Here is an 8522-nt window from a genome sequence, read left to right as displayed (position 1 = left end):
AATGATGAAAACTCTCGAATCTCATGCTGTTCTTTCCCATTATCATCAACCGTAATTAAACAGGCCGAAATTTTGTCTTTATGGACATCCAAACCACAACAAATTGGGTGAACGATTTGGATTAATGTGTTATTTTTTGATCTCTTGGTCATGGCTATCTCCTTATATTTTCTTGGTCGAAAAAAAAATTTGATAGCTATGACCATTTTTCAAAATTTGCAAGTGTTTCATGCTTCGTTGTGTCCGCTAGGACATGGGGGTTATAAAGAAAGTCTCCAGCAAGTAACTGGATTTTTCTATCTTTGTTGTGGGCCGAAGCCTGGGTGTAAATAGACCAAGGACGGCCCGTGGCCGTTATAAAGACGACACCTTGGCTTCATTTTTGAGATCAAAGTAAAATTTTACGGCAAGGGACAGTGACGCCAGTTTTGACCGTATCGAATCCCCCCTTGACGTCAGGATCAGGGGCATATCACCACACAGAATAACCCCGGCAAGGGCTGCCCCGGACTGGGTTGTCAGGGTTTTCCATAAAATATTGCCCGAATCAATATCCGGCAGGATCAGCACATCGGCATTGCCCCGGATTCGGCCCGTATAATGCTTTTCTTCGGCAATGGATAGATCCATGGCCACATCCAAAGACAAGGGCCCTTCGACGATGCAGTCGTCCCTGTCTGCAAAACGGGCAGCAATACGTTCTGCTTCAATGGAGCTGTCCACGCTGCGGTTTACGTTTTCGACAGCAGAGATGACTGCCACCTTGGGGACTTTGATATTCAGGTTGTGCACCACTTTTAATGCATTCTCAAGGATGGCCACACGTTTTTGTTCATCCGGATAGGTGTTTAACGCACCGTCTGAAAATGCCAGCAATTTGTTCCGGGTGGGGATGTCCACAATGGCTGTGTGGCTCATGACTTGGCCTTTTTGGAGCCTGCCGCTGGCTTTCAGGTATTTAAAAACCCCCCTGAGAATATCTTCGGTATGGATACGCCCTTTCATAAGGATATCAACCTTGCCCTGGTCCAAAAGGCTGACAGCTTCTTCTACGGGTGTTTCCGTATCAACGATGGTGTAGTTGTCATTGTCAATGACAAGATCGTATTCATAGGCCATCTGGCTGATCTCCTGGAAGTCGCCAAGGAGTACGAATTTGGAGATGCGGAACTGGCCTTCTTCATTGGCCCGTTTGGCCGCCTGGATCGCCTCTTCGTTGCTTGCGCCTACGATGGCGATGGTCGGCGCATAATTATCTTCGACCGTCAGGTAGGCCGCATCAATGATATCATCCAAGGTGGTCAACGGTGCGCCTTTTTTCTTGAACCTGATTTCGCGTTTGAATACGGGAGTATCAATTAATGTGTCTTCATCATGCCTTTTTTTTGCCAGGGCATCCCGTTCGGTTTCGTAGTCCTTGAGAAATTCAGGGGCAAAATACCCCCGGATCTGTCCGGCTGCCAGGGCGTCATGTTCAAAGTAACCGGGCATGATTACCACAGGGTAACGCCCTGCAATATTTTGCTTGACCCGGTGCATCATGTCCGGGTTTTTGGCAAGTCCGCCGGTGATTGCCATTACCCTGACATCTGCTCCGTCTGCGGTGAGCTTGAGCATCCCCCCGGCAATTTTTCTTGCCATAAAGTTCTGGACCAGTTCAATTTTTTTGCGCTGTACAGGGGTGGCCCCCTGGCGCAGGAAGCCGATCATGGCATAGAAATCATTGGTGCCCACAAGGGAGAGAAGCCCGCCCCGGCTGTCCATGATCTGTTCAAGATCCCGGATGGAGATATCTTTGGATTTGATGGCTTTAATGACCCGGTCTATGTCTATGGCACCGCTTCTGCTGGTTGAGGGCAGGCCTGAATAGGCGTCAATGAGCATGGTGACCCGTCCCTGTCTGTGCGCGGCAAGGGAGGTCCCCCCGCCCAGATGGGCGGTGACTGCATTCACATGTTCCGGGGTCTGATTCATTAAAGATGCCACGATCCGCCAAGCCGCCTTGTGACTTAAGTAGTGTGCGCCGGCCCCGTTACGCTTGATTCTTACAAAACCTGTAACCCGGTCCACCAGATCCATTTCGTCACAGACAAAGGGATCTGTGGTGGTCAAAAGCAGATCCTTCTGACTGCCTGCCATCCGGGCCAGTTCCATGCCCATGGGAATACCCATATTACTGGCATGGGACCGCAACGGCGCTTCCACAAGGTCCCTGGCCATTTCCGGGACCACCCGGTAGGTTCCGGACGGGATGGGCTTGAGAAATCCGCCCTGGCAGGCGATGCCGTCAAAGGAAGCAAGCGCAATTCCGGCACGGTCCAGATGTGCTGCCACAGCTTTTATCCTGTGGTCCAGGCTGTCCTCCTCATCGGGAGGAACATGTATTTCAAAATGATGCACCTGTTCCAGACCCTGGTATACGGCAAGCCGGGTGGAGACCGTGCCCGGATTCAGTAGAAGAAACCGCATCTCTTCCCGTTGCGCTTCCCGGGCCAGGGATGGACCGAGAAGACGTCGTATTGCAGGGGATTTTTCCTGGCTTGCACGTTCCATTTCCAGCATCATGGACAGGGCATTGCCCACGATGGTATTGATACCGGGGGACGGGGACGATTTGATCAGGACCTCAATAATTGCCGAGAGATCGCTTTGCATCAGTCTGGCATCCGAAGTGCCCATGCCTTGTTTTATCTGTTCTGAAAGATCGGCCAGCCACGCTTCACTGGTCACTGTCAGATCCCTTTCAAAGGCGGACATGGAAACATTGATTTTTCCAATTTCGCCCACGGCTTCAATTATTTTATTGCGAAGTGTTGCGCTCACTTTTTAGGGTCCCCTTTATGTGATGTCAATTGATTTGCAGGTTTTTGCCCCTGGCTGACATGTCGGTCAAAGCAGGGTCTCCTCCCCGGCGGCAATGCGGCGCAAAGCAGACCTGAACAGTTTTCCCGTGGCGGTTCTTGGCAGCTGATCCGTGATGATGATTTTTTTCGGTACGGCAAAACGTCCGATTTTATCCGCAATATAATCTTTTATTTGGTCAATACATTTTTGTTCATCCTGAATCGTCTTCGGAGGCACCACGAAGACCACAATCTCCTCCCCGGATTTGTCCTGGCCGCTGATAATGGCTGCTTCATCAACCAGAGGATGGGAGGTAAGCACCCCCTCGATCAAGGATGCGCCAAGACCCTGTCCTTTGACCTTGATGATGTCATCAAGCCGTCCCATGAACCAGAAAAAGCCGTCCTTGTCGGATCTGACTCCGTCGTAGGTAAAAAAACACCCCGGAAATTTTGAAAAATAGGTCTTTTTAAAATGTTCGGCTGTGCCTATGGTGGCCGTTGCCATGGCCGGCCACGACCGGTCAAAAACCAGATTGCCGCTGATATTTGTTTTGCAGGGTTCTCCAAAGTCGCTCATGATCAGTGGCTCCACCCCTAAAGCGCCAAATCCGAGGGCGCCGGGACGGTTCAGTTCAGGGGTCGGATATGAATTGAGCAGTGCGGTACCGCTTTTGCTCTGCACCCAAAGGTTGACCACCCGTTCCGGGCCGTTTACCAGTATGCCGTCTGCATATTTAACCAGCCGGGGGGGAAGGGCGTTCCCACAGCAGGCAACAACGGGAAACCGTTTGGCCGTGTTTAGCTGACCCTGCCCCAGTTGTTCCCTGAGTTCTGAAATCAAACTGGGCCGACACAGCAGCGCCGGATTTGGTTGCTCATTGAGAATTTTTTCAATGGTATTCACCCGGACATCTTCATCAATGAGAATAATACCGGTGCCATTGGTCAAGGGGCCCCACAGACCGTACGCCTGGGTGGGCGCTTTGCTCATATCCAGGGTGTTGACGATCATCTCGGGTTCATCCTGTGCAAGGGCTCTGTTGAAAATGTCGTCAAAGGAGGCGTGGGCCTGGACCAGGAATCCGCCGGTTGGGAAAACAGATCCCACATGTTTACCGGCCAGGCGGTTTTCATAAACGGCAAACAGGGGGTGAGCCGCTTGGGGACTGGCCGGCTCAAGTCCGGCAGGATCGGCCGCCTTGGCCATGTATTCTTCAAGGGTTGGGATACCTTCAAGCTTTTCCTCTGAAATAAGAATGGTTGAATCTTCAAGCAGGGAGCGGACTTTTAAGATATGGTCCTTATTTTGTTCATAGACGTTGCTGTCTGCCATGATTACAAGTTTTGCTCTTGATGCAGTGACATCCTCGGCCACAATGGAGGGGGGCAGATGGCAGCCTATGGGAAGGTAGGTGATGCCAAGGTAGGCAGCGGCCAGGGCACTGACAATAAATTCAGGACAGTTTGGCAGATTTAAGGCGATACAGTCCCCCGGGACAAGGCCCGTCCGGTGAAAAGCCGCGGCAAGCATGAGCACTTTGTCTTTAAGTTCATTAAACGTCAGGGTGCAGGCCGGGCCGGATTTTGGATAATAGACCAGGGCCGGTGCTTCTGCCTTCCCTTTTTCAATTATTCTGTGAAGTGCGTTTTGCGCGGCATTGATCTGTCCGTCATAGAACCAGGATGCCAGGGGCTTGGAAAAATCTTCCTTGACCACACCGGAAAAAGCAGTCTGCCACTGCAGCCGTTTTGCCTGGGCAGCCCAGAATTGTTCACGGTGGTCAAGCGTATGCCTGTGCAGACGGCGAAATGCATCAAGACGTGCGGGTAATTTGGGCTCAAGGTCAAAGCTTTCCATAATTTTACTCCCTAATTTGGAACATTCAAGGGGTGATTCTTACGTGATTACAACCAACATCATATCATGATTGTCAGCATACACGTTAGATTAAATATCATTAAAATGGGTGTCAACATAAAAACCAAGAAATGTATAAAACGAAATTGTCATGCCTATCTTAAGTTTCTCCCAATATTGAAATTTATTGCCGGATGATTATTTTTTTCAAATGTATGATTTAATCTGCCGCAGCAGCTCATTTACCGGAGCTAAACGTTGAAGCTGATCCTTTATTATTTCAAGAAAAATTTAGGGAAGATTGCTGCGGGCGTTTTTTGTATGATTGTGGTGGATTTGCTCCAGCTTGTGGTTCCCCAGGTTGTCAGCAGGGCTGTTGACATGCTGGCAGAGGCTCATTTTGACCGTCATGTGCTTTTCGTGCAATGCGCCGTCATTGCAGGGGCCGGATTGTTCATGGCCCTGCTTCGTTCCGGGTGGCGTATGCTTTTAATGGGCTCGGCCCGGGATCTTGAACGAGGCATTCGGGATGAACTGTACGCCCATATGCTTAGCCTGGATTCGGCCTATTATGATAAAACCCGCGCCGGGGACATCATGGCCCATGCCACGTCGGACATTCTTCATGTACGTATGGCCTTTGGTTTCGGCATCATCGCCCTGGTGGACACCCTGCTTCTCGGCAGTGCCTGTATCGGCATCATGGTCTGGACCAGTCCCAAGCTTGCCGCTCTGTGCCTGATTCCCATTCCTTTTCTGGTTTTGGCCACAAAGAAGTTGGGCAACAAAATGCATCAGTATCACAGCACCGCCCAGGAGGCTTTTTCCGCACTCACCGAACAGGTGCGGGAAAGTTTTTTCGGTATACGGGTCATCAAGGTGTTCAATTTTGGGCCCCAGGTCCGGCAAAAGACGGAAAACAGTGCACTGGACTATTTTAGAAAGAATTTAAAACGAGCCTATATCAATGCCCTGTTGCGTCCCTTGTTAGGCCTTTTTTTTAATACCTCCACCCTGATTATCATCCTTTACGGCGGGGGGCTGGTCATGAAACATCAATTGAGTCCCGGAGAGTTTGTGGCCTTTATTCAATACTTGGGGATTCTGGCCTGGCCGGTGATTGCCATCGGATGGATGACCAATCTGATCCAGCGGGGTATGGCATCCTTGAAACGAATAAACGTCCTTTTGAACACCCGGTCCGAAATCACTTTCCCTGAAGGTACGGTGATGCCGGATATTGTGAACGGCAATATCCGGTTTGAAAAAGTCTGTTTTTCCTATGATAAAAAAGTGAATGTGCTCTCTGATATTTCAATGGAGATTCCGGTAGGGGCCAGAATCGGCATTACCGGACCTCCGGGCTGCGGAAAAACCACCCTGCTTTCATTGATCCCGCGTCTGTATGACCCCATGACCGGCCGAATTTGTCTGGATGGAAAAGATCTGAAAACATTTGATCCTGAATTTTTAAGGCATCATATCAGCTTCATGGCCCAGGAACCGTTTTTATTTTCAGGCACACTCGAAGATAATATCCTGATGGGTGAACGTTTTTCCGGGGACAACGCGCGTGCAACCCTGGACCAGGTAATTCACATCTGTGCTTTAGGCGACACCATTGCGCAGATGCCCAAAGGGCTTGGCACCTTGGTCGGGGAGCGGGGGGTGACCTTATCCGGCGGGCAAAAGCAGCGGGTCACTCTGGCCCGGACCCTGGTGCGTCCCAATCCATTGATTCTTCTGGATGATCCGGTCAGTCATCTGGATACCCGCACTGCAGAACGGGTGATCCGGGGCATCAGCCGGATGAACCGGGAAGCCGTCATGGTCATGGTCTCCCACAGGCTTTCGGCCCTTGCCGACTGTGACCGGATTTATGTGATGGATAACGGCACCATTGCGGACCAGGGCACCCATGAGCAACTCAAGGTCTCCAATGCTTTTTACCGTACATCTTTTAAGGTCCAGCAGTCTGAAAGACAGCCCCTGGGAGGCCGGTCATGAATCAGCCCCACGCCTTTTCCGACGAGGAAAAAAAGGTCAGCCTGGCGGACCTGGCCCTGTTTAAAGCATTGATCCCCTATGTCCGGCCCTATGCGTGGATGCTTGGGTTAACTACGGTTTTGGTTTTTATGGTCACCGGATTTGAACTGTTGCAGCCCTGGCTCATCCAGCAGGCCATTGACGGGTTCATTCTTGTCTCGGGCAACCCGGGTTTTAATATCATGGGGTTTGACATTAAGCAGTTCTCTGTTTTCGGTATCTGGTTTGGCGTGGTGATCCTGGCAGGGTTTGTTCTGGATTTCAGCCAGGCCATGTTCATGGAGTATACGGGCCAGAAGATCATGCTCAATTTGCGGTGCCGCCTGTTTGACCATATGACGGATCTGCCTGTGGCCTATTTTGATAAAAATGCCTCGGGAAGACTTGTAGCCCGGGTGGCCGGGGACATTGAAAACATGAACGAAATGTTTACAAGCGTTCTTGTTTTTATTTTCAGGGATCTTCTGCTCATGGCCGGGGTGTTTGTCATCCTGTTTTTCACCAATCACCGGCTCACCTTTTATTTAAGCCTGATCATTCCCGTGGTCTTTGCGGGCGTGGTTTATTTTTCGGGTATTCTGCGCAGGGTATTTCGGACGCTGAGACAGAAAAACGCTGAGATTAACCACCGTTTTTCCGAGGCTATCACCGGTATCCGGGTCATTCAGACCTGTATGGCCGGCCCGCACTTTATCCATGAGTTTAAACGCCTGAATCTGGCCCACTTCAGGGCCGCCATGGCCCATATCCGGGTCTTTGCCGTGTTCATGCCCATGGTGGGGCTCATGGGTACCCTGGCGGTGGCGGTTATTATCTGGAACGGCTCTTTTATGGTGCAGAGCCAAGGCCTGACCATTGGTGAACTCGCGGCATTTTTGACCTATATGAAATTGTTTTTCAGACCCTTGAGAGAGTTGTCCGAAAAATTCAATCTGCTGCAGAACGCTTTGGCCTCAGCCGAAAGGATCATTACGGTTTTAAACACGCCCAAATCCAGGCAGGATACAGAGTTCAGAGGCGTTGATCCCGGAGGTATCCGGCATCTGGCATTCGAAGATGTGTCATTTTCATACACAGCCGGTGTCCCGGTATTGAAAAATATCAGTTTCAGCCTTGGAAAGGGCAGGGCCATGGGTATTGTGGGCCGGACCGGGGCCGGGAAAAGTACCATCATCAATCTTACGGCCGGGTTTTACAGCCCCACAGGAGGACACATCCGCATTAACGGCCAGGACTATGTGCATATGGATATAGCCTGCGTCCGGCAGCACACCGCCCTGGTCATGCAGGATCCCATCCTGTTTTCGGGAACCGTGCGGGAAAATATTGGCCGTCCTTTGGATGGTGATTCCCACCAGGAAGATCAACGCCTTGAAGCGGCCCTGAAGAAGGCCAACTGTTCATTCCTGTTTGATAAATTTTCAGGGCTTGACACCATGCTCCAGGATGGCGGCCGCCCGCTCTCTTCAGGGGAGAAACAACTGGTCTGCATTGCCCGGGCCTTTGCCTTTAATCCGGATTTGATTATCTTTGACGAGGCGACCTCTTATATGGATTCCCAGTCCGAGGTGAAAATCCATGACGCCATGAAAAAATTGATGGAAGGGCGTCTGTCCATTATTATTGCCCATCGCCTTTCAACCGTAAAATCGTGTGATCACATCCTGGTGTTAAAGGATGGGCAGATCATCGAACAAGGCGGTCATGAACAGCTTTCCCGGGTCGGCGGCGAATATGCACGTCTCCTTGAAAAGGAGCGGATTGGATAAGAT

At 50.8% G+C, this 8522-nt stretch carries 4 protein-coding genes and 1 pseudogene; 2 read left to right on the top strand and 3 right to left on the bottom strand.

The annotated features are described in order from the left end of the window. The 3 genes and pseudogenes from B147_RS33545 to B147_RS0116195 form a co-directional block, all read right to left on the bottom strand. Positions 1–152: pseudogene (locus B147_RS33545) on the bottom strand (IS110 family RNA-guided transposase); the annotation flags it as partial. Between the two features lie 202 nt (positions 153–354). Then, positions 355–2823, bottom strand: a complete 2469-nt coding sequence (locus B147_RS0116200) for a phosphate acyltransferase (protein ID WP_020588251.1) — start codon at positions 2821–2823, stop codon at positions 355–357. A gap of 66 nt (positions 2824–2889) precedes the next feature. Continuing rightward, positions 2890–4704 (bottom strand): AMP-binding protein, encoded by a 1815-nt coding sequence (locus B147_RS0116195; RefSeq protein ID WP_020588250.1) that lies wholly within the window; start codon positions 4702–4704, stop codon positions 2890–2892. A 258-nt stretch (positions 4705–4962) separates the two neighbouring features. Between B147_RS0116195 and B147_RS0116190 the strand changes: the two genes are divergently transcribed. Both B147_RS0116190 and B147_RS0116185 read left to right on the top strand, forming a co-directional pair. Next, on the top strand, positions 4963–6711 hold the full coding sequence (locus tag B147_RS0116190) for an ABC transporter ATP-binding protein (RefSeq protein ID WP_020588249.1): 1749 nt from the start codon (positions 4963–4965) through the stop codon (positions 6709–6711). Continuing rightward, on the top strand, positions 6708–8519 hold the full coding sequence (locus tag B147_RS0116185) for an ABC transporter ATP-binding protein (protein WP_020588248.1): 1812 nt from the start codon (positions 6708–6710) through the stop codon (positions 8517–8519). The genes B147_RS0116190 and B147_RS0116185 overlap by 4 nt, the downstream gene beginning before the upstream one ends. The last annotated feature ends 3 nt before the right edge of the window (positions 8520–8522 follow it).

Origin of the sequence: Desulfobacter curvatus DSM 3379 (assembly GCF_000373985.1) — a bacterium.
Taxonomy (GTDB): Bacteria; Desulfobacterota; Desulfobacteria; order Desulfobacterales; family Desulfobacteraceae; genus Desulfobacter; species Desulfobacter curvatus.
Note: the sequence above shows the minus strand (reverse complement) of the source record. Positions and strands in the feature narration are given on the sequence as shown.

Bases quoted from the DNA above. Each gene is read 5' to 3' on its own strand.
- B147_RS0116185 (WP_020588248.1), top strand. From the start codon at position 6,708: ATGAATCAGCCCCACGCCTTTTCCGACGAGGAAAAAAAGGTCAGCCTG.
- B147_RS0116195 (WP_020588250.1), bottom strand. From the start codon at position 4,704: ATGGAAAGCTTTGACCTTGAGCCCAAATTACCCGCACGTCTTGATGCA.